We start from the raw sequence: 18,752 nt of genomic DNA on the forward strand, positions 1-18,752 counted from the left end.
TCAGAACGGCCACATTGGGCTAAGAAAGAAACGGCTCATCCAACCCGGCTGGGACGCGTCGGCAAAGGCCCCGGTGCCCGAGTAGGTGATACGCGCATCGGCGATGCGGGTCGAGGACACGGTGTTGTCGGTGGCGATATCGTCCGCCCGCACCAGGCCGGCAATGCGCACCAGCTCATCGCCAGTGTTGAGGGTCATCCACTTCTCGCCGCGCACCAGCAGGATACCGTTGGGCATCACTTCGGCCACCGACACGGTGATCGAGCCGGTGAGGCTGTTGCTCTGCCCAGCCTGGCCGGAACCGTCGGCGGAACGGGTGGCTTCAAAGCTGGCATCCAGGCCCAGGGTGTCATTGGTCATGCCTAGCGCGCTCAGGCCTGCCAGGGGGTTCTTCGGAGACACAGCCATGCCGAACAGGTTGGGCACACCGAGGTTGGCCGAGCTGTCTTTGCTGATCTGGCTGCTGCTGTTCTTGCTGGCCTGGGTCCGCTCATTCAGGGTGATGGTGATGATGTCGCCGACGCGGTAGGCCTTGCGGTCGCCAAACAGGTTGTTCTCGAAGCCGGCCTGATAGATCGAACCGTTATTTTGCGAAGCCGGCAGCGGCGTGCGCGGCAACACGGGAGCGTAATAGGGGTCATTCGGCTTTGGCGCGGGGGCCATGCAGCCGCTCAGGGCCAGGGGGCCAAGCAGCGCGAGAAAGATCATCAGCCGGTTCATATCTACTACCTCAGGTGTTGCACGTTGCAGGGTGGCTGAACCCCTCCATGGGGCCATGCCTACTGGGCCTGGCGGTTTAAGCCGCTACGCCCGGTGCCTTAAAGATTCTGCGAAATAAAGCCGAGCATCTGATCGGCGGTGGAAATCACCTTGGAGTTCATCTCGTAGGCGCGCTGGGTGGTGATCATATTGACCAGCTCCTCAACCACGCTGACGTTGGAATTTTCCAGGGTGTTCTGCAGGGTGGTGCCCAGTCCGTTCAAGCCTGGTGTACCGACCTGGGGCGCGCCGCTGGAGGCGGTTTCCAGGAACAGGTTGTTGCCAATCGCTTCCAGGCCCGCCGGGTTGATAAAGTCGGCGGTCTGCAGGTTGCCGACGATCTGTGGCTGCGGATTGCCGGAGGTGGTCACCGAGACGGTGCCGTCTTCACCCACGGTAAAGGTGCGCACTTCGTTGGGCAGGACGATCGCTGGCTCCAGGGCATAGCCATTGGAGGTGACCACCTGACCGTCGGAGTTCAGATGAAAGCTGCCGTCACGGGTATAGGACACGGTGCCATCGGGCATCAACACCTGGAAGAAGCCGCGGCCGTTGATCGCCATATCCAGCGGCTGCTCGGTGGTCTGCAGGCTGCCGGCGGTGAAGATCTTCTGCGTGCCCACCACCCGCACACCGGTACCCAGTTGCAGGCCGGAAGGCAGTTGGCTGTCCTGGCTGGACTGGCCGCCGGGTTGGCGACGGATCTGGTACAGCAGGTCCTCGAACTCGGCGCGATCGCGCTTGAAGCCGGTGGTCGAGACGTTGGCCAGGTTGTTGGAAATGGTGGTCAGGTTCATGTCCTGGGCGGACAGACCGGTCTTGCTGACCCACAGTGCCGGAAGCATAGCGATTCTCCTCGGGCGTCGTTTTACCGACGCCGCGTGCTGATAATTAGGTCATCTGCAAGACGCGCGCCATGGCTGTCGAATTCTCTTCGGCAGTGCGCATCATCTTTACTTGCAGTTCGAATTGGCGGGACAGGGAGAGAATCGCAGTCATCTCTTCCACGGCATTGACGTTGCTCGACTCGAGAAAGCCCGAGGTCACCTGGACGGTCGCATCGGCTTGCACCTGGCCCTGGCCCTTGAAACGGATCAGGCCGTCAGCGCCCTTCTCCATCTGCTTGAGATCCGGATTGACCAGCTTCAGGCGGTCGACCTCGGCCAGCACGTTGGGGGCCTCACCGAGGGCGCGAATGCTGATGGTGCCGTCCTGACCGATCTCGATCTTCTGCTCGGGCGGCACGGCGATAGGCCCGGCATTGCCCATCACCGGCAAGCCGTTGCCGGTACGCAGCACGCCCAGGGCATCGACATTCAGGCTGGCGGTACGCACATAGGCTTCGCCGCCGTCAGCCGCCTGCACGGCCAGCCAACCCTGGCCGCCAATTGCCACGTCGAGGTCACGGCCGGTTTCCTGCAGCGAACCTGGGGTGAAATCGGTGCCCGGGCGCTCGCTCATGGCGTAGACCCGCGACGGATAACTGTCACCAAAAATCGGCATGGCCCGCGCCTGCTCGAAATCGCGGCGAAAGCCGGTGGTCGAGATATTCGCCAGGTTGTTGGCGTGGGCACGCTGGGCCAGGCTGTTCTGGTGGGCCCCAGTCATGGAAACGTACAGCATCTTGTCCATGGTCATTCTCCGAGTTGGGCTTGCCGCCCGCTGCTCTGTACAAGCTATAAAGCAATAGCTATGCCAGCCCCGAATAACAACTATAAGACACTGAAAAATATGGTTTTTTAAAAAATAGAAAGGGCTCCGAATGGAGCCCTTCCGACAATCGCCCGGCGATTCCTTGCCGCCTGCGGCAGGCTCAGGGCCAGCCTATCAACGCAGGTTGATGATGGTCTGGGTGATGGCACTCTCGGTTTCAATGGTCTTGGCGTTGGCCTGGTAGTTGCGCTGCGCCACGATCAGGTTGACCAGCTGGTCGGACAGCTCGACGTTGGAGTCTTCCAGCGCGCCGGACTGCAGCGCACCCAGCGTACCGCTGCGCGGCGTGCCGACCACCGGCTCGCCCGAGGAGAAGGATTGCACCCAGGCGGTTTTACCCACAGGCGTCAGCCCCTGCACATTGGCGAAGTTGGCCAGAATCACCTGCCCCTGCACCTTGGACTGGCCGTTGGTGTAACGAGCGAAGATAACCCCGGTATCGTCAATCTCCAGGCCGGCCAACTGGCCGGTGGTGTAACCATCCTGGCTGACGCTGTTGACCGCGAACGAGCTGGAGAACTGGGTGGAACTGCGCAGATCGACCAGTATGCCGGCGGCATTGGCATCGGCCCCATTGCCCGACCATACCGGCGGCGTACCGCCGTCGGAGGCCGCCGGCACCCAGTCATTCAGGGTGAAACGCCCGTTGGCGTCGACGGTAAAGCTCGGACTGGAGACCAGGCTGGCGGTGTCCAGCTCGCCGCTGGCCGTAAAGCCGACCTCCATCGCATAGGGCACGGTCGAAGTCGGGTCGGCCGGATTGCGCCCGTCGATCAGCACATTCATCTGCCACTGGTTGGCCCCGGTCTTGACGAAGTACTGGGTCAGTACATGGGCATTGCCCTGGGTGTCGTAGACATTGGTGGAGGTGGACGAGTTGTAGGTGGTCGGGTCGGCCGGATCGAAGGAAGCATTGGCCACCGCTTCGGCCGCGGCGATTTCCGCGGCAGTCGGGTTCAGGGGATCCACGGCACCGGCAATCGAGGTGTCATAAGCGCCCTGCCAGGTTGCCGGCACGGTATTGGTCGAGTTCAGGTTGAAGGTCTGGTTGAGGGCGGTAGTCGCCCGCGGGGCCTGACTGGCGGTTTCGATGCGCAGGTCGCTGATCACGCCATTCTGCAGGTTGCCGTTATCGTCGACCGGATAGCCCTGCAGCTTGTAACCGAAGTTGTTCACCATAAAGCCGTCACGGTCGGTACCGAAGTAACCGGCACGGGTATAGCTGACCTCGCCGTTATTGCTGGTCTGGAAGAAGCCATTGCCGTTGATCGCCAGGTCCAGGGCATTCTGTGTGTAGTTGATATTGCCCTGATTGAACAGTTGCGACACGTTGCTCAGCAGCACCCCGCTGCCCTGGGCGTTCTTGCCGGAGCCGAGCACCGAGGCCGCATAGACATCGGCGAACTCCGCCCGGGACTGCTTGAAGCCGGCCGTACCAGCGTTGGCGATATTGTTGCCGGTGACGTTGAGGTCACTGCTCGCAGCGCGCAGGCCACTCAAACCGATATTGAACGACATGGAAGTCTCCTTTGCCGGAACAGCCGGCACTCAAAGCTGTTGGTTACTGACCGATGACCTGCACCTGGGACAGCGGCACACTGCCCAGCCCCGCCAGGTTGAGCATCAACTCGCTGCCGCCCAGGACCACACTGTCGACGTTGGCCGGAAGCATGGTGTAAAGCCCCTTGGTCTCGCCCTCGTAAGTCGCCTGCGCTTCAAACTTGTAGGTGCCGGGCGGCAATAGATTGCCGCTGGCATCCTTGCCGTCCCAGATAAAGCTGACATTGCCGGCGGCCTGCTCGCCCATATTGATGCGGCTCACCGCCGCCCCGGTCTTGTCGTAGACGTTGACGTAGACGTTGCTGCTGCTGGTTGGCAGCACCAGGCTGGCCTTGAAGCTCTCGCTGGTGTCGACCACCGCCGTCTCCGATGGCACTATCACCTTGCGACCGACCAGCGAAGAGGCCTGCAGGGCCTGGGAAGACTGGTAGCCGCTGAGCAGCGAGCCCATGCTGGTGTTCAGCTTCTCGATCCCTTCCACCTGGCTGAACTGCGCCAGCTGGGCAATAAACTCGCCGTTGCCCTGCGGCTCCAGCGGATTCTGGTTGTTCAACTGCGCCACCAACAGGTTGAGGAACTCATTCTTGCCCAGCTCCTTGTTGGCCGTGTTCTGATTCTTGATCTGGTACTGATCCAGTGCCGTACCACTGACATCGCCTACAGTGCTCATACTCATGCGCTCCTTGTGCCCGACGGCTTACTGACCCAGGGTCAATACGCGCTGCATCATCTGCTTGGCGGTATTCATCATTTCAACGTTGGTCTGGAAGGCCCGGCTGGCGGAAATCATGTCCGCCATTTCTTCCACCACATTGACGTTGGGGTAATACACATAGCCGCCTGCATCGGCAGCCGGATGATTGGGCTCGTAGCGCGGCACCAGGCTGCTCTGATCCTCGACGATGCCCAGCACCTGAACACCGAGACCGGCCTGGTCCTGATCGGCGAACAGCGAGCCGCGATCACCGTTCTGCGCCTGCTCGAACACGGTGGAAAACACCGGATGACGGGCGCGATAGGTCTGGTCGATGCTCGATGACACCGACTCGGCGTTGGCGATGTTGCTGGAAATGGTATTCAGCCGAGTGCTCTGGGCACTCATGCCGGTTCCGGCGATATTGAACACACTGGCTAGGGACATGGCATCGGACTCCTGTTAATCGCCGCGCAGGGCGCTGACCAGCCCTTTGAATTTGCTGTTGAGCAAGGTGAAACTGGCCTGGAACTGCACCGAGTTTTCCGCGTAGTTGGATTGCTCGATCTGCAGATCGACGGTGTTCTGATCAATCGATGGATGGAACGGTGTGCGGTAGGCCAGTTCGGCTTCCCCCACCTGGATGCCATCGGCAGCGATATGCCGGCTATCGGTACGATTCAGGTTGACCGGGCCGCGCTGGGTCTTGGCACTCTGCTCGGCCAGCACCGTGGCGAACTCCAGGTCGCGCGCCTTGTAATTCGGCGTGTCGGCGTTGGCGATGTTGTTGGCCAGGACTTCCGCACGCTGGGAGCGAAAGCCGAGTGCCTGCTGATGGATGCCGAGTGCCCGATCGAAACTGATGCTCATGGTCAGAAACCTTTGCCGGTTGCCGTTGCTGTTTTCCGTAGCAAACCATAAGCAATCGTTGTGCCATTTTATTTTTTACATATATTTCAATGGCTTATGCAATTTATCCGCTTAGAGAAAGACAAAAGCGGCAAAGGCTTTCCGCCTCCAGACGGCAATGCGGCAATGCGGCAATGCGGCAATGCGGCAATGCGGCAATGCGGCCGACAGCCTGGCATGTTGCCAGGGCATGGCAAGACTGCTCGGGCGACACCTCGCTTCGCAGCTGTATATAGATGCGCAGCGCTCGGCAACGCCCACACAAAAACCAGGCACAAAAAAACCGGCGCGAGGCCGGTTCTTTGTGCAGCGCTGCGAACCTAGAGGCCGGCAGCATTCTCCGACAGGTACTGGGCAACGCCTTCTGGCGAAGCGGTCATGCCCTTGTCGCCCTTCTTCCAGTTGGCTGGGCAAACTTCGCCATGCTCTTCGGTGAACTGCAGGGCATCGACCAGACGCAGCAACTCATCCATATTGCGACCCAGCGGCAGGTCATTGACGATTTGCGAGCGAACAATGCCTTTGGTATCGATCAGGAAGGCACCGCGGAAGGCCACACCATCGGCGTTCTCGACGTCATAGGCCTTGCAGATGGCATGGTTGATATCGGCCGCCAGGGTGTACTTGACTGGGCCGATGCCGCCCTTGTCCACCGGGGTGTTACGCCAGGCATTGTGGGTAAAGTGCGAATCGATGGAAACGCCGATCACTTCGACATTACGCGCCTGGAACTCGGGAATGCGGTTATCCAGCGCAATCAGTTCGGACGGGCAGACAAAGGTGAAGTCCAGCGGGTAGAAAAACACCAGGCCGTATTTGCCCTTGATCGCCGCGGACAGGCTAAAGCTGTCGACGATTTCGCCATTGCCCAGCACCGCTGCAACGTCAAAATCCGGGGCTTGCTTACCTACGAGTACGCTCATTCGAGATCTCCTTGATTGATCAGTCCAGAGCAGGCCCGCAGCGCGCACATAGCTTACGCAGCGCCTGGGCTTGCACCTAAAGGGCTACTCATCATACACCGCACCTTTACCCACCGCCCACCGCTGTGGCCTTCAGCCGGACCATAGCGCCACCGCCCCGACCAGGCCTGACGGCACGTCAGCAGGCACTGGCAAATAGTTTTTTTGACAAGCATTCTCATTAGCATTAGTATCTCTTGCAACTTAACCCACAGCCCAGCGGCGAGCCTAAATCATGTACGTCTGTCTTTGCGAAGGTGTTACTGACGGTCAAATTCGCGATGCCATCTACGATGGCTGCTGCAGCTATCGCGATGTCCGCGCCAGCCTCGGCGTTGCCAGCCAATGCGGCAAATGCGCCTGCCTGGCCAAGCAGGTGGTCCGCGACACCCTCAGCGAAGTGCAAAGCAGCCAGGCCGCCCTCGCCTACCCCGCCAGCTTTGTAACCGCCTGATTTTTCGCCGCTGCCAAGAACCGGACCTTGTGTCCGGTTTTTTATGGCCTGCCATCCATGGCGGCCACCCTTCGGGCCGTCGCTGCGCGACGTTAAAAATAACTCCCGGCTATTTTTTATGGCCTGCCATCTAACACGGTCACCCTCCGGGCCGTCGCTACACGACGTTAAAGATGGCTCCCGGCCATTTTTAGGCTGTGTCCCAGTGCTGCGTGCGTTCAGGCTTCGGTACTTAAGTGAGCCGGACCTGACTTCCTAGGGTGACGCGAGGCCGCCTAGGCCGTGCTCACCAGCGCTGACTGCAGAGTGTTGGCGCGCACGGTGCCCCTACCCAAACGGCCCATGCCACACGGAATTGATACATAGCCATTTTTATGGCTATGTCTGAGTTAACTGTTATCGACACGCCCAGCCCTTGTAGGAGCGGGCTTGCCCGCGAATCGAGGTCGATAGAAGAAAATCACGGCTAATAACTAAGCGTCCCCATCGCCATACGACGCTGAAAGTCTCTCCCAGAGACTTTTATCTCCGTAATTCAATGCGTTAGCCGAAAGACGCAGAAACTAAGTATTCGCACTTACATTAAATTTAACTTTAATTTCAATTGCTTAGGTTTGACAGCCGAAAACCATCGGCCCAGAATTTGGTGCTAACTCCCCTGCAAGGCAGAAGCAGACATGAAAGGCGACAAGAAAGTCATCCAGCATCTGAACAAGATCCTCGGTAACGAGCTGGTCGCGATCAACCAGTATTTCCTGCATGCGCGCATGTACGAAGACTGGGGCCTGAAAAAGCTCAGCGAGCACGAGTACCACGAGTCCATCGACGAGATGAAGCATGCGGACAAGCTGATCAAGCGCATCCTCTTCCTCGAAGGCCTGCCAAACGTGCAAGACCTGGGCAAGATCCTGATCGGTGAAAACACCCAGGAAATGCTCGAGTGCGATCTGAAGATCGAGCACAAGGCGCATATCGACCTGAAGGCGGCGATTGCCTACTGCGAGAGCATCGGCGACTACGCCAGCCGCGAGCTGCTGGAAGAGATCCTCTGCTCGGAAGAAGACCATATCGACTGGCTGGAAACCCAGCTCAGTCTGATCGAGAAAGTCGGCCTGCAGAATTACCTGCAGTCGCAGATGGACGAATAAGCGCAAAACACCGCGCCATAAACAACAAACCCCGCACTTGGCGGGGTTTGTTGTTTATGCGCAGCCAGCTTAGGCGTCGGCTTTCTGCACCGCGTCCTTGATCAGGGTCTGCAGCTCACCCTTGTCGAACATTTCCGCGAGGATGTCGCTGCCGCCGACCAGCTCACCACCGACCCATAGCTGCGGGAAGGTTGGCCAGTTGGCGTACTTGGGCAGATTGGCGCGGATTTCCGGGTTCTGCAGGATGTCGACATAGGCGAATTTTTCACCACAAGCCATGACAACCTGGGCCGCCTTAGAGGAAAAGCCGCACTGTGGAGCGTTCGGCGAGCCTTTCATGTACAGCAGAACGGTGTTGTTGGCGATCTGCTCTTTGATGGTTTCGATGATATCCATTGGGCACCTCAGGACTTAACTTCCCGACTCACGGGTCGGCACGGTGGCGGCATTGTAACCAAAAGCCGAGCGCAATGCTCGGCCTTCCCATAACCCTCAAAGTAGCCCGGATGCAATCCGGGGATTTACTTCAAGACAGCCCCGGACTTCATCCAGGCTACGCAGCGACAACCTGCACCGGCACACCATTAAGCGCCGCGTTACCGGACAACGCATCAAGCTGACGCTCGTCGGTCAGGTCATTGGCGCTGGCTCCCGGCTGGGCGCTGGCAATGGCCATCTGCACCCCCGGCCGGGCATGGCCCCAACCGTGGGGCAGGCTGACCACGCCGACCATCATGTCCTCGCTGGCCGCGACTTCCACCTCGATGACCCCGACCCGCGAACGCACGCGTACCAGTTGGCCATCGGTCAGCCCACGCTGGCTTAGGTCAGCCGGATGCATCAACAGCTGATGACGCGGCTTACCCTTCACCAGGCGGTGGTAGTTGTGCATCCAGGAATTGTTGCTGCGCACATGACGACGGCCGATCAGCAGCAGCTCGTCGGCCTTGGCAGTGGGCTGCGCGGCAAAGCGCTGCAGGTCGGCCATGATCACCGCTGGCGCAGCCTGAATCTGCTTGTTGGCGGTTTTCAGGCGGCCGATCAGGTTGGGCTTGAGCGCGCCCAGGTCAAGCCCATGCGGGTGCTCACGCAGCGCAGCCAGGGATAGCTTGTGCTCCGACTTGTCGCCATAGCGGCCCATGCGCAGGCCCATGTCGATCATCTGCTCGGGGGCCATGGTTGGTTTGAGCTCTACACCTGTCCTGGCAGCAAAGGCCTTGGCCAGACCGACGAAGATTTCCCAGTCATGCAGCGCGCCGGCAGGCTTGGCCAGCACCGCTTCATTGAAGCGAGTGACATTGCGCACCGCGAACATATTGAAGGTGGTGTCGTAGTGATCGTGTTCCAGCGGCCCGGTCGGTGGCAGGATCAGCTCGGCATAACGGGTGGTTTCGTTGATGTAGAAGTCGATGCTGAGCATGAATTCCAGGCCATCCAGCGCCTGCTCCAGCTGCCGGCCGTTAGGGGTGGACAGCACCGGGTTGCCCGCCACCGTGACCAGCGCGCGCACCTGCCCTTCGCCCTCGCTGAGCATCTCCTCGGCCAGGGCCGACACCGGCAATTCGCCGCCGTACTCCGGCAAGCCGGATACGCGGCTCTGCCAGCGATTGAAATGCCCACCAGAGGTCGAAGCCACCAAGTCAACGGCCGGCTCGGTGCAGAGTACGCCGCCCATCCGATCGAGGTTGCCGGTGACCAGGTTGATCAGCTGCACCAGCCACTGACACAGCGTGCCGAAAGCCTGGGTGGAGACGCCCATGCGGCCATAGCAGACCGCCGACTCGGCAGCGGCAAAGTCCCGCGCCAACTGGCGAATCGTTTGCGCCGCCACGCCGCATTGGACGCTCATACTTTCGGCGGTAAAACCGGCAATCGCTTGGCGCACTTCATCCAACCCATCTACCGCAAGGTGACTGGTGCGGCCGAGGTTTTCCTCGAACAGGGTATTGAGCAGGCCGAACAACAGCGCCGCGTCCTGGCCGGGGCGGACGAATACATGCTGGTCGGCAATCGCCGCAGTTTCGCTGCGCCGCGGGTCGACCACCACCAGCTTGCCGCCGCGTTTCTGGATGGCCTTCAGGCGCTTTTCCACATCCGGCACAGTCATGATGCTGCCGTTGGAAGCCAGCGGGTTGCCGCCGAGAACCAGCATAAAGTCCGTGTGGTCGATGTCCGGAATCGGAATCAGCAGGCCGTGGCCGTACATCAGGTGACTAGTCAGATGATGCGGCAGTTGGTCAACCGAGGTAGCGGAATAACGATTACGGGTCTTCAGCAGACCGAGAAAGTAGTTGCTGTGGGTCATCAGGCCGTAGTTATGCACGCTTGGGTTGCCCTGGTAGACCGCTACGGCGTTCTGACCATGTCGCGCCTGGATCGCGCTCAGGCGCTCAGCCACCAGCTCGAAAGCTTCATCCCAGTCGATGGCCTGCCACTCGCTGCCGACGCGGCGCATGGGCTGACGCAAACGGTCGGGGTCGTTCTGGATATCCTGCAAAGCCACGGCCTTGGGGCAGATATGGCCGCGACTGAAGCTGTCCTGGGCATCGCCCTTGATCGAGCGGATCTGGGTCGAGCCGTCATCCTGCTGTTCGGTTTCGATGGTCAGGCCACAGATGGCCTCGCACAGATGGCACGCACGGTGGTGGAGGGTCTTGCTCATGACCTGGCCTCATATTCTTGTTGTGACGGGAGCGACGGCTCGTCGTATCAAGACTATGGCGGCTGGAGGGGAAGTCTACTAGTAGGGTTCGTCTTATGAATCGGCAGGCATCATGCCTGCCGATTCAATGCAGCGCGTAATCCACAGTGCCAAGGCGATCTGGGTACCCCAGATCGCCTGCAACGGCTTAGCGGATGGCGGTGACAGTGCCTTTGTTACCGGTCACTTTTACGCTCACGGTTTTGTATACGAAGTAGTCCTGCACATTCACTTCGTAACGCGGGGCGACGATCACGTCGGCACCCGAGGCCTTGACTGCCTTGTAAGCAGCTGCGGATTTGGCGGAAGCCACCGGGTCAAGACCCAGAGCAAAACCACCCTCGCCACCACCATAGGTCACGCCATCGGCGAACTGGGTATCACCACCCAGCTTGAACACATTGAACAGAATGTTCACCGACGACTCACCGGAGATGGTCTCGCCCACTTTCACGTCGGCCTTCAGATCAGTGCCTACGGTACCGTTGAGCGGTACAGCAGGTTGACTGATGTTCTGGCTGGCACAGCCAGTCAGCAGAGCGAAGGCAGAAATAGCGGCGATAGATGCAAGATGCTTCATTTGAAACTCCGTTTCACAACATTCCATGGGTACCCCGTTGCGGGGCAATGCATTGCCTCGAAAAGGCGCGGGCATCCTAAGTGCCAGCCCAGAGGGGTTCAACAACAGATGTCAGTTTTATGACATCTCTGACAAAAAAATAGGAAAAGGCTTACAACCCGTCCAACCAGCGTGACCGAGCGGGCAGTTTGCGCCTGCTCGTCATTTCCTTATAAGATCGCGCCTTCCCCGTTTCGTCGCATGGTGCGGCCTCCAAGCCGCAGGTTCTGCCGTTTTTCTTAATTCACCCGGCCCCTTGAACCTGCGCCCCTGCTGTCAAAAGGTAGTTAACGATGAGCGCAAGACACTTTCTCTCGCTGATGGATTGCACACCGGATGAACTGGTGGGCCTGATCCGACGCGGCATGGAGCTCAAGGACTTGCGCAATCGCGGCGTGCTGTTCGAGCCACTGAAGAACCGCGTGCTGGGCATGATCTTCGAGAAAGCCTCGACCCGTACCCGCCTGTCGTTCGAAGCCGGGATGATCCAGCTCGGCGGCCAGGCCATCTTCCTTTCGCCGCGCGACACCCAGCTGGGCCGTGGCGAGCCGATCGGTGATGCGGCCATCGTCATGTCGCGCATGCTCGACGCGGTGATGATCCGCACCTTCGCCCACAGCAACCTGACCGAATTCGCCGCCCACTCGCGGGTGCCGGTGATCAACGGCCTGTCCGACGACCTGCATCCCTGCCAGCTGCTGGCCGATATGCAGACCTACCAGGAGCATCGCGGCAGTATCAAGGGCAAGACCGCGGCCTGGGTCGGCGACGGCAACAACATGTGCAACTCCTATATAGAAGCGGCCATGCAGTTCGACTTCCAGCTGCGCGTGGCCTGTCCCGAGGGCTATGAGCCCAGCGCCACCCTGCTGGCCCAGGCTGGCGAGCGCGTGCAGGTTCTGCGCGACCCGCGCGCCGCGGTAGCCGGTGCCCATCTGGTGAGCACCGATGTATGGGCCTCCATGGGCCAGGAAGACGAAGCCGCCGCACGCCTCAAGCTGTTCCAGCCCTACCAGGTCAATCGCGCCCTGCTCGATGCCGCTGCAGAAGACGTGCTGTTCCTGCATTGCCTGCCGGCCCACCGCGGCGAAGAAATCAGCGAGGATCTGCTCGACGATCCGCGCTCGGCGGCCTGGGATCAGGCGGAAAACCGTCTGCATGTGCAGAAGGCCCTGCTCGAGTTCCTGGTCGAGCCGGCGTACCACCACGCATGAGCCAACCCCTGCTGCTGAATCTGCGCAACCTGAGCTGCGGCTTTCACGAACACAAGGTGGTGCACGACCTCAATCTGCACCTCAATGCCGGCGATATCGGTTGCCTGCTCGGCCCCTCGGGCTGCGGCAAGACCACCACCCTGCGCGCCATCGCCGGTTTTGAGCCGGTGCTGGAGGGCGAGATCCAGCTGGCCGACCGGGTCATTTCCAAAGCCGGTTTTACCCTGGCCCCGGAAAAGCGCCGGATCGGCATGGTCTTTCAGGATTACGCCCTGTTCCCGCACCTGAGCGTGGCGGAGAACGTTGCCTTCGGCATCCGCAAACAGCCCGACTGCGAACGCATCACCGCCGAGCTGCTGGAGCTGGTCAAGCTCGGCCACCTGGGCAAACGCTACCCCCACGAGCTGTCCGGCGGTCAGCAGCAGCGCGTGGCCCTGGCCCGCGCTCTGGCCCCTGAGCCGCAATTGCTGCTGCTCGACGAGCCCTTCTCCAACCTCGACGGCGAACTGCGCCGCCGCCTGAGCCATGAGGTTCGCGATATCCTCAAGGCCCGCGGCACCAGCGCCATCCTGGTCACCCATGATCAGGAAGAAGCCTTTGCCGTCAGCGACCATGTCGGGGTCTTTCATGAGGGCAAACTGCAGCAGTGGGACACCCCGTTCAATCTGTACCACGAGCCGTTGACGCCCTTTGTCGCCAGCTTTATCGGCCAGGGCTATTTTATTCGCGGCCAGCTGCTCAGCCCGGATGCGGTGCAGACCGAACTGGGCCTGATTCGCGGCAACCGCGCCTACACCTGGCCTAGCGGCAGCGCCGTGGATGTCTTGCTGCGTCCGGATGATATCGTCTACGACCCGGACAGCGCGCAGAAAGCCCTGATCGTCGGCAAGACCTTTCTCGGCGCGGCGACCCTCTACCGCCTGCAGCTGTCCACCGGTAGCCAGCTGGAGTCGATTTTCCCCAGCCACGCCGACCATATGCCCGGCGAGGAAGTCGGCATCCGCGTGGCCGCCGACCATCTGGTGGTGTTCCCCGCCCCAGGCAGCATCGCCGCCCAGATAAGCCTCGGCGAATCCGGCGTGCGCCGCTATAGCAGCGATAGCTGAGCCCAAGCGCGGGCAGTGCATCGCCGATCAAGGGTGCATTGCCTGCGGCGAATGCCCCCCCCTACGAATCCTCGCTCAGGCACAACCGGCCGCTGGCCACCAATACCGCCTGGCCGGCGATCTTTACCCGCTCCCCCTCCAGTCGGCAGTGCAGCTCGCCGCCCCGGGCCGAACACTGGTAGGCACTGAGTTTGTGCTTGCCCAGGCGCTCAGCCCAGTAAGGCACCAGCATGCAATGGGTCGAACCGGTGACCGGGTCTTCATCGATGCCTATGCCAGGGGCGAAGTAGCGCGAGACGAAATCATGGCGCTCGCCCGCCGCGCTGATCAGCAGCCCCAGCCCGGGCAACCGGGCCACAGCGGCGAGATCCGGCTTACAGGCTCGTACCGCCGCCTCCGTGGGCAGTATTGCCATTAATTCCTGAACCCCCTGGCTGCCGGGCAATGCCAGCACCGCCTGCACCTGTGTGCCCAGCGCCTGCTCGACCTGCTCGCGCCCCTCCCAGGGCGCAGCCTTGCGCACGGGGAAATCCAGCACCAGCCGATCACCCTCACGGCTGACCCGCAGTGCGCCGGACAGGCAGCGGAATTCGATGCACGCGCCCGTCTCGCCGTACTGCTCAAACAGCACATAAGCGCTGGCCAGGGTCGCGTGCCCGCACAGCGGCACCTCCGCAGTCGGGGTAAACCAGCGGATATGCCAGGCAGCGCCCTCCTTCACCACAAAGGCGGTTTCCGCCAGGTTGTGCTCGGCGGCAATCTGCTGCATCAAGGCCTCGTCAAGCCAACTGTCCAGGCGATAGACCATGGCCGGGTTACCGGCGAAGGGGCGGTCGGCAAAGGCGTCGACCTGATGAAAATCGAGCTGCATGAATGAAACTCCCTATTCGTTGTTGCCACCAGCATGCCGCAGCCCCAGCCCTCCTCGCCCCTTACAGGCAGGCGCAATTACGCCGGTACAGCTGCACCGTCTCAATGCGCAGCGCGCATGACGGGTGCACGAATTCATCGAAAAAAGCTCTTAAAAAAGCGGTAATCTCTGTTAAATCAGCCACTTGTGAACATTGGCACGCCACCTGCTAAGACCAACCCCGGTCAGCACAACGGCGTGTCTGCCACACATCCGACAACGACGTCATAGCCCCCCCTCCCTGATGGAGATGTGGGCGCTGTGGCGTTTTTTTTTGCGTTTTTTAGCTCACTTTAGGAAGACCGCTATGCGCATGATGAAACTGACCCTGCTGTCGCTGGCCGTAGCCAGCAGCACCCTCAGCCACGCCGCTCGCGCCGATGAGGCATTCAGCAACCTGTTCACCCAGGGCAAGCCGATCCTCGATGCCCGCTACCGCTATGAACACGTCGACCAGGACAACGCCCTGAACAATGCCAACGCCCAGACCCTGCGCACCCGCGTCGGCTTCCAGAGCGGCAAGTGGTACGGCCTCTCGGCGCTGATCGAGGCCGATAATGTCAGCCGCATCGGCGACGCCAGCTACAACAGCACGCGCAATGGCCAGAGCGATTACTCGGTGGTCGCCGACCCGGACGGCAGCGAGGTCAACCAGGCCCTGCTGCGCTATGACCACAAATACGGCAGCGCGGTACTCGGTCGCCAGCGCATCAACCTGGACAACCAGCGCTTCGTCGGCGGTGTGGCCTGGCGGCAGAACGAGCAGACCTATGACGGCGTGCTCGGCCAGCTCAAGCCCCTGGACGGCCTGACCCTGAGCTACGCCTATATCGACAACATCAACAGCATCTTCGGCCCCGGCGACAATCGCTTCGATACCGCCGCCAACCCAGCCAATATCGAAGGCCACAGCCACCTGCTCAACGCGCAGTACATCGTGATGCCGGAGCTGACCGCCACCGCCTACCAGTACCGCCTGGGCCTGGACAACCTGGCCGCCGGCAATCAGTCGAGCAAGACCACCGGCCTGCGCCTCAATGGTGCCGTCGCCGGTGTCAGCTACGCCCTGGAATATGCCCAGCAGAGCGAATACGCCGACAACTCGCTGGATCTGGACAGCGACTACTACCTGGCCGAGCTGGGTTACAACTTCAAGGGCGTGACGTTCAAGGGCGGCTACGAGGTGCTGGGCGGCGACGAAGGCCCGGGCAACCGTGCCTTCCAGACCCCGCTGGCGACCAAGCACGCCTTTCAGGGCTGGGCCGATATCTTCCTGCTGACACCCGCCGCCGGGGTCGAGGATGCCTATGTCGGCCTGACCGCCCCGCTGCTGGGCGGCAACGTGCAGGCTTGGTACCACGACTTCCGCGCCGAGCGCGGCAGCAGCCAGTACGGCGAAGAAATCGATGTCGCCTATGCCCACCCGATCCCGGGCGTGAAAGGCCTGGTCGGCCTGGTCAAGTACGCCAGCTACGATGCCGACGACTTCTCCGTCGACACCGACAAGCTCTGGGTACAGCTGCAATACAGCTACTGATAGCCCCGGCCCCGCAATGGGGCCATCTACTGATAGGCGCGCGGTGCCAACGCCGCGCGCTTGTGGAGAGTTCTATGAGCCGTCGTCTTATCATCCCCCTGGTCCTGCTCTGCAGCCTGCTCAGCCCAACGGCCTGGGCCACCATCAACGCGGCCGAGGCGATGAACCTGTCGGGCATGCAGCGCATGCTCAGCCAGCGCATCGCCAAGAGCTACCTGATGCTGGGTGCCGAGATCCGTCCCGATCTGGCCGAACAGCAGCTCGACCAGAGCATCGCCAAATTCGAAAGCAACTACCTGGCTCTGAGCGAATACGCCCCCACGCCAGAAATCCGCAACGCCCTGCAAGAGGCCGGCACAACCTGGCAGCGTTACCGTGAACTGGCGCTGTCGCGCCCCGATAAACAGCAGGCGCTGCTGGTCCTGGAACTCAGCGATCAGTTACTGGCGCAGAGCGAGCGGGTGGTGCAACTGCTCGAACGCCACAGCGGTGGCCGCAGCGCGGTGCTGGTCAACCGCAGCGGTCGCCAGCGCATGCTCAGCCAGCGCATCGCCAAGCTGTACCTGGCCATAAGCTGGCGCTTGCCGATCGAGGGCCTGCAGCAGAGCTTCGAGCAGGCCGTGGGTGAATTCGAAATGGCGCTGCACGAGCTGCAGCAGGCCAGCCAGAATACCGCGCAGATCAGCAAAGGCCTGACCCAGGCCGAAGCGCAATGGCGTTTTACCCGTGCCGGTTTCAACCTGGCCGGCGACTCGCGCTACGTGCCCACGGTGATCGCCACCACCACCGAAACCCTGCTGTGGCAGATGAACGAACTGACCAATCAGTATGAGGGGGTGATGCTGGCGGGTTCCTGAGGCGTACAGCGCCGGTAGGAGCCAGCTTGCTGGCGATCCTTGCAGCTCAAAAGCATCGTCGGAGCGCCGAACCGCAGCAAGGACTAAGCGTCCCCCTGGTTCCTGCAACGGCGCGCTAGCCTCAGCCCTCGCTGCGCACCCGCTTGACCGCATCCAGCCAGCCGTCATACAGCTTGCTACGATGGCTGACGGTCATGCGCGGGTCGAAGCGCTGCTGGCGGTGCCAATGGCTGGCGATGCTCTCCAGGTCCTGATACAAGCCGGCTTGCAGTCCGGCCAGATAGGCCACGCCGAGTGCAGTGGTTTCGGTGACCTCGGGGCGCTCGACCGGCACGCCGAGGATATCGGCGAGAAACTGCATCACCCAGTTGTTCTCCACCATGCCGCCATCCACCCGCAGCGCGCTCGGCTCGGCCGCGCCGTCCTGGCGCATGGCCTCGAGCAGGTCACGGGTCTGGTAGCACACCGACTGCAGGCCGGCGGTGACGATCTCCTTGATCCCGGTGTCGCGGGTCAGGCCGAAGATCGCGCCGCGCGCCTTGGGGTCCCAGTACGGCGCGCCCAGCCCGGTAAATGCCGGTACCAGGTACACCCCGCAGGCATCGCCGGTCGCCTCGGCCAGGGCCTCGCTGTCGCGGGCATGGCTGATCAGCTTGATGCCGTCGCGCAGCCACTGCACCGCCGCGCCGGCAACAAAGATGCTGCCCTCCACCGCATAGGTGACCTGACCGCCAAGGCGATAGCCCACCGTGGTCAGCAGACGGTTTTTCGAAACCACCGGGGTGGTGCCGGTGTTCTGGATCATAAAACAGCCGGTACCGTAGGTGCTCTTGACCATGCCGGCCTCGAAGCAGGCCTGACCGATCAGCGCCGCCTGCTGGTCGCCGGCCATGCCCAGCACCGGAATGGCCGCACCGAGCAGCTCGGCCTCGGTGGTGCCAAACTCGGCGGCGCAGTCGAGCACTTCGGGCAGCAGGCTGGCGGGAATTTCGAACAGATCGAGCAGCTCGGCGTCCCATTGCTGGGTGTGGATATTGAACAGCGAGGTGCGCGAGGCATTGGTCGCATCGGTCTTGTGCGACTTGCCGCCGGTCAGCCGCCACAGCAGAAAGCTGTCCACGGTGCCGAAGCGCAACTCGCCGCGTTCGGCGCGCTCACGGGCACCCGGCACCGCGTCGAGAATCCAGCGCAGCTTGGTCGCGGAAAAGTAGGGATCGATCAGCAGGCCGGTCTTGCTCGCCACCATCGGCTCATGGCCGGCGGCCTTCAGCCCGCTGCAGTAATCGGCGGTGCGGCGGTCCTGCCAGACGATGGCCGGGTGGATCGGCGCACCGCTCACGGCGTCCCACACCAGGGTGGTTTCGCGCTGATTGGTAATGCCGATGGCGGTGATATCCGTGGCCTGCAGGCCACCCTGTTCGAGGGCCTGGCGACAGACCTGCAGGGTGCTCTGCCAGAGCTCCTCGCCATCGTGTTCGACCCAGCCGTCCTGAGGGAAGAACTGCCTGAACTCCTGCTGCGCACTGGCCACCCGCTTGCCGGCACTGCTGAAAACGATGGCACGGCTGCTGGTGGTGCCCTGGTCAATGGCAAGCAGGTAGTGGGACAT

The 18,752-nt window shown here is 61.5% G+C and carries 19 protein-coding genes; 6 read left to right on the plus strand and 13 right to left on the minus strand.

The window, feature by feature from the left end; genetic code table 11:
* The 8 genes from flgH to WMW70_RS06820 form a co-directional block, all read right to left on the minus strand.
* Nucleotides 1-720 (minus strand): flagellar basal body L-ring protein FlgH, encoded by a 720-nt coding sequence (flgH, locus tag WMW70_RS06785; RefSeq protein ID WP_341436761.1) that lies wholly within the window; start codon nt 718-720, stop codon nt 1-3.
* Between the two features lie 98 nt (nt 721-818).
* Entirely contained in the window at nt 819-1,604 is a 786-nt protein-coding gene (flgG, locus tag WMW70_RS06790; protein WP_325504350.1) for a flagellar basal-body rod protein FlgG, read from the minus strand.
* A gap of 46 nt (nt 1,605-1,650) precedes the next feature.
* Complete coding sequence (locus WMW70_RS06795) at nt 1,651-2,391, minus strand: flagellar basal body rod protein FlgF (protein ID WP_341436762.1); 741 nt, start codon at nt 2,389-2,391, stop codon at nt 1,651-1,653.
* Between the two features lie 195 nt (nt 2,392-2,586).
* Nucleotides 2,587-3,990 carry a flagellar hook protein FlgE gene (locus WMW70_RS06800; protein WP_341436763.1) on the minus strand — a complete coding sequence of 468 codons (1,404 nt, stop codon included), beginning with the start codon at nt 3,988-3,990 and terminating at the stop codon, nt 2,587-2,589.
* Between the two features lie 43 nt (nt 3,991-4,033).
* Nucleotides 4,034-4,702, minus strand: coding sequence for a flagellar hook assembly protein FlgD (gene flgD / locus WMW70_RS06805; RefSeq protein WP_341436764.1), 669 nt, complete (start codon nt 4,700-4,702; stop codon nt 4,034-4,036).
* Between the two features lie 27 nt (nt 4,703-4,729).
* Nucleotides 4,730-5,173 (minus strand): flagellar basal body rod protein FlgC, encoded by a 444-nt coding sequence (gene flgC / locus WMW70_RS06810; RefSeq protein WP_341436765.1) that lies wholly within the window; start codon nt 5,171-5,173, stop codon nt 4,730-4,732.
* A gap of 15 nt (nt 5,174-5,188) precedes the next feature.
* Nucleotides 5,189-5,596 (minus strand): flagellar basal body rod protein FlgB, encoded by a 408-nt coding sequence (gene flgB / locus WMW70_RS06815; RefSeq protein ID WP_341436766.1) that lies wholly within the window; start codon nt 5,594-5,596, stop codon nt 5,189-5,191.
* Between the two features lie 359 nt (nt 5,597-5,955).
* Nucleotides 5,956-6,558, minus strand: coding sequence for a peroxiredoxin (locus WMW70_RS06820; RefSeq protein WP_341436767.1), 603 nt, complete (start codon nt 6,556-6,558; stop codon nt 5,956-5,958).
* Between the two features lie 274 nt (nt 6,559-6,832).
* Here WMW70_RS06820 and WMW70_RS06825 point away from each other — a divergent pair, with 274 nt between their 5' ends.
* Both WMW70_RS06825 and bfr read left to right on the plus strand, forming a co-directional pair.
* Entirely contained in the window at nt 6,833-7,051 is a 219-nt protein-coding gene (locus tag WMW70_RS06825; RefSeq protein ID WP_341436768.1) for a bacterioferritin-associated ferredoxin, read from the plus strand.
* Nucleotides 7,052-7,728: 677 nt separating this feature from the next.
* The gene (gene bfr, locus WMW70_RS06830) at nt 7,729-8,199 is read left to right on the plus strand and encodes a bacterioferritin (protein WP_341436769.1); all 471 of its coding nucleotides are present in this window, start codon (nt 7,729-7,731) and stop codon (nt 8,197-8,199) included.
* A gap of 69 nt (nt 8,200-8,268) precedes the next feature.
* On the opposite strand, the gene grxD is transcribed toward bfr, so the two are convergent.
* The 3 genes from grxD to WMW70_RS06845 all read right to left on the minus strand — a co-directional run bounded on the left by grxD (nt 8,269) and on the right by WMW70_RS06845 (nt 11,480).
* Nucleotides 8,269-8,595 (minus strand): Grx4 family monothiol glutaredoxin, encoded by a 327-nt coding sequence (gene grxD / locus WMW70_RS06835; protein WP_325504369.1) that lies wholly within the window; start codon nt 8,593-8,595, stop codon nt 8,269-8,271.
* 157 nt (nt 8,596-8,752) lie between these two features.
* A complete protein-coding gene (locus tag WMW70_RS06840) occupies nt 8,753-10,861 on the minus strand; it encodes a molybdopterin oxidoreductase family protein (RefSeq protein WP_341436770.1) in 2,109 nt (702 codons plus the stop codon).
* 187 nt (nt 10,862-11,048) lie between these two features.
* Nucleotides 11,049-11,480 (minus strand): hypothetical protein, encoded by a 432-nt coding sequence (locus tag WMW70_RS06845; protein WP_341436771.1) that lies wholly within the window; start codon nt 11,478-11,480, stop codon nt 11,049-11,051.
* 332 nt (nt 11,481-11,812) lie between these two features.
* Between WMW70_RS06845 and argF the strand changes: the two genes are divergently transcribed.
* Both argF and WMW70_RS06855 read left to right on the plus strand, forming a co-directional pair.
* Nucleotides 11,813-12,733, plus strand: coding sequence for an ornithine carbamoyltransferase (gene argF / locus WMW70_RS06850; protein WP_341436772.1), 921 nt, complete (start codon nt 11,813-11,815; stop codon nt 12,731-12,733).
* Nucleotides 12,730-13,839 (plus strand): ABC transporter ATP-binding protein, encoded by a 1,110-nt coding sequence (locus WMW70_RS06855; RefSeq protein WP_341436773.1) that lies wholly within the window; start codon nt 12,730-12,732, stop codon nt 13,837-13,839. The genes argF and WMW70_RS06855 overlap by 4 nt, the downstream gene beginning before the upstream one ends.
* 61 nt (nt 13,840-13,900) lie before the next feature.
* Here WMW70_RS06855 and WMW70_RS06860 read toward each other — a convergent pair whose 3' ends face one another.
* Nucleotides 13,901-14,710, minus strand: a complete 810-nt coding sequence (locus WMW70_RS06860) for a PhzF family phenazine biosynthesis protein (protein ID WP_341436774.1) — start codon at nt 14,708-14,710, stop codon at nt 13,901-13,903.
* A gap of 346 nt (nt 14,711-15,056) precedes the next feature.
* Here WMW70_RS06860 and WMW70_RS06865 point away from each other — a divergent pair, with 346 nt between their 5' ends.
* Together WMW70_RS06865 and WMW70_RS06870 are read left to right on the plus strand one after the other, a co-directional pair.
* Nucleotides 15,057-16,286 (plus strand): hypothetical protein, encoded by a 1,230-nt coding sequence (locus WMW70_RS06865; protein WP_341436775.1) that lies wholly within the window; start codon nt 15,057-15,059, stop codon nt 16,284-16,286.
* A gap of 74 nt (nt 16,287-16,360) precedes the next feature.
* Complete coding sequence (locus tag WMW70_RS06870) at nt 16,361-17,143, plus strand: type IV pili methyl-accepting chemotaxis transducer N-terminal domain-containing protein (protein WP_341436776.1); 783 nt, start codon at nt 16,361-16,363, stop codon at nt 17,141-17,143.
* A 121-nt stretch (nt 17,144-17,264) separates the two neighbouring features.
* Here WMW70_RS06870 and glpK read toward each other — a convergent pair whose 3' ends face one another.
* Nucleotides 17,265-18,752: a glycerol kinase GlpK gene (gene glpK, locus WMW70_RS06875; RefSeq protein WP_341436777.1), complete on the minus strand. Its 1,488-nt coding sequence runs from the start codon at nt 18,750-18,752 to the stop codon at nt 17,265-17,267.

Origin of the sequence: Pseudomonas sp. XK-1 (assembly GCF_038069885.1) — a bacterium.
Lineage (GTDB): Bacteria > Pseudomonadota > Gammaproteobacteria > Pseudomonadales > Pseudomonadaceae > Aquipseudomonas.

Bases quoted from the DNA above. Each gene is read 5' to 3' on its own strand.
- bfr (WP_341436769.1), top strand. From the start codon at position 7,729: ATGAAAGGCGACAAGAAAGTCATCCAGCATCTGAACAAGATCCTCGGT.
- flgH (WP_341436761.1), bottom strand. From the start codon at position 720: ATGAACCGGCTGATGATCTTTCTCGCGCTGCTTGGCCCCCTGGCCCTG.
- grxD (WP_325504369.1), bottom strand. From the start codon at position 8,595: ATGGATATCATCGAAACCATCAAAGAGCAGATCGCCAACAACACCGTT.
- flgC (WP_341436765.1), bottom strand. From the start codon at position 5,173: ATGTCCCTAGCCAGTGTGTTCAATATCGCCGGAACCGGCATGAGTGCC.
- WMW70_RS06820 (WP_341436767.1), bottom strand. From the start codon at position 6,558: ATGAGCGTACTCGTAGGTAAGCAAGCCCCGGATTTTGACGTTGCAGCG.
- flgD (WP_341436764.1), bottom strand. From the start codon at position 4,702: ATGAGCACTGTAGGCGATGTCAGTGGTACGGCACTGGATCAGTACCAG.
- WMW70_RS06825 (WP_341436768.1), top strand. From the start codon at position 6,833: ATGTACGTCTGTCTTTGCGAAGGTGTTACTGACGGTCAAATTCGCGAT.
- argF (WP_341436772.1), top strand. From the start codon at position 11,813: ATGAGCGCAAGACACTTTCTCTCGCTGATGGATTGCACACCGGATGAA.
- WMW70_RS06855 (WP_341436773.1), top strand. From the start codon at position 12,730: ATGAGCCAACCCCTGCTGCTGAATCTGCGCAACCTGAGCTGCGGCTTT.
- WMW70_RS06870 (WP_341436776.1), top strand. From the start codon at position 16,361: ATGAGCCGTCGTCTTATCATCCCCCTGGTCCTGCTCTGCAGCCTGCTC.
- WMW70_RS06840 (WP_341436770.1), bottom strand. From the start codon at position 10,861: ATGAGCAAGACCCTCCACCACCGTGCGTGCCATCTGTGCGAGGCCATC.
- WMW70_RS06860 (WP_341436774.1), bottom strand. From the start codon at position 14,710: ATGCAGCTCGATTTTCATCAGGTCGACGCCTTTGCCGACCGCCCCTTC.
- flgG (WP_325504350.1), bottom strand. From the start codon at position 1,604: ATGCTTCCGGCACTGTGGGTCAGCAAGACCGGTCTGTCCGCCCAGGAC.
- WMW70_RS06800 (WP_341436763.1), bottom strand. From the start codon at position 3,990: ATGTCGTTCAATATCGGTTTGAGTGGCCTGCGCGCTGCGAGCAGTGAC.
- flgB (WP_341436766.1), bottom strand. From the start codon at position 5,596: ATGAGCATCAGTTTCGATCGGGCACTCGGCATCCATCAGCAGGCACTC.
- WMW70_RS06865 (WP_341436775.1), top strand. From the start codon at position 15,057: ATGCGCATGATGAAACTGACCCTGCTGTCGCTGGCCGTAGCCAGCAGC.
- WMW70_RS06795 (WP_341436762.1), bottom strand. From the start codon at position 2,391: ATGGACAAGATGCTGTACGTTTCCATGACTGGGGCCCACCAGAACAGC.
- WMW70_RS06845 (WP_341436771.1), bottom strand. From the start codon at position 11,480: ATGAAGCATCTTGCATCTATCGCCGCTATTTCTGCCTTCGCTCTGCTG.
- glpK (WP_341436777.1), bottom strand. From the start codon at position 18,752: ATGTCCCACTACCTGCTTGCCATTGACCAGGGCACCACCAGCAGCCGT.